The sequence below is a fragment of the Photorhabdus caribbeanensis genome, from assembly GCF_018448885.1.
Lineage (GTDB): Bacteria > Pseudomonadota > Gammaproteobacteria > Enterobacterales > Enterobacteriaceae > Photorhabdus > Photorhabdus caribbeanensis.
The window spans coordinates 1-1,204 of record NZ_RCWB01000106.1 but is presented as its reverse complement, the minus strand read 5'-3'; the positions used below and the strand labels follow the sequence as shown (position 1 = coordinate 1,204).

Here is a 1,204-nt window from a genome sequence, read left to right as displayed (position 1 = left end):
TCAGCTGATGCTGTTCGCAATACTGTTTTCGGGTCAGGTCACTGTGGCGCCATTGGGTCACATGTTGCTGTTTTTGTTCCGGGGTATATCGGCTACGGCTCATGGTGTCAGTCTCCAGGTGAAGATAAGGAAACGGTAGCGTGCATGGGCCGGAGAGGAAGAACAAGGTGAGATGACCGGGCATTTACGAGGATGCGTGAGCTGCTTGGCGACTACAACAGCAACTAAGGGCAGGGACTGAGCGACACTTAAAAAAGCAGAAAGCCGGAAGACCACAGGGATTTTCCGGCTTTTCTGACATATTAATCAATATGGTCTATCACATAGTATCAATGCGACCACAACCAAAGCTGATGATTTCACCTGAACTAATATCGTTCGGAATAGGTTCATCTAACTCAATAACAATATTACCAACCTTAACTAAATTAGAATTCCTATCAAGAAGTTCCGCTATAACAAATTGCGAAAATGTATCGTTTTGGTTTTTTATAATGCCTTGGGGGTGTTGTTTTTCTTTTTGTATTCCTTTCACAGTAATCGCAAAAAGCGGACTATTGATATAATCGCCTTCGTTATAGTTACAAGGATGTGAAAAAGCAATGCATTCATATTGACCATCAGTAATAAAAAGTATTGCTTCTTCTGCATCTTTAGAAAGCCATTCAATCTTTCGAATATTCATTTTGATAATCCTAAACTTGGTGCTTTTCGTGATAGTTCACTGACAGATTTAACATGGAGTGTTGTTATATGGCCAGTTTTTCTATCTAGCCCTACAAATGCATATTTTGCAGATCCTTGACCACCAATAAACTTAGCATAGCCATTCATTTCAGGAACATATTTTCCATGTTCAATTACATGATTCGCATCATTTATATAATCTTTCAGGTTATAAGATTTTCGGTTGAGGGCTTGCATCATTTCAGAACCATGTTTTTCAAAGTGCTTAACTGCTTCATCTCCTTTGAAGATTCTTTTCTTGGGATTATGAGGGAGTAATAACAAAGGTTCAGGTTCTTTATTTTTTATATCTTTTCCAACATCCTGACAATCTTTCCCAGCTAATCCGAACGGGTCAATCCATCCGGTAGGATTTTGCACATAGCTATAGGTATTCTCACCACCCCAGAGGCCGGTTGGATCGGGGCTGAGGTAGCACGCCGCTTCCGGCAAATAATAGCGGAACCGGTTATAAAAT

The 1,204-nt window shown here is 40.4% G+C and carries 3 protein-coding genes; all 3 read right to left on the bottom strand.

The window, feature by feature from the left end:
• On the bottom strand, nt 1-103 hold a 103-nt coding region (gene tnpA, locus EAE90_RS24825; protein ID WP_422616012.1), incomplete at its 3' end, for an IS66 family insertion sequence element accessory protein TnpA.
• A gap of 216 nt (nt 104-319) precedes the next feature.
• Nucleotides 320-685: a hypothetical protein gene (locus tag EAE90_RS23170; protein WP_214055441.1), complete on the bottom strand. Its 366-nt coding sequence runs from the start codon at nt 683-685 to the stop codon at nt 320-322.
• Nucleotides 682-1,204: RHS repeat domain-containing protein (locus EAE90_RS23165; protein ID WP_214055440.1), on the bottom strand; the 523-nt coding region annotated here is incomplete at its 5' end. The genes EAE90_RS23165 and EAE90_RS23170, both read right to left, overlap by 4 nt.

Excerpts from the sequence above, each read along its gene's own strand:
- EAE90_RS23170 (WP_214055441.1), bottom strand. The coding sequence starts at position 685 with ATGAATATTCGAAAGATTGAATGGCTTTCTAAAGATGCAGAAGAAGCA.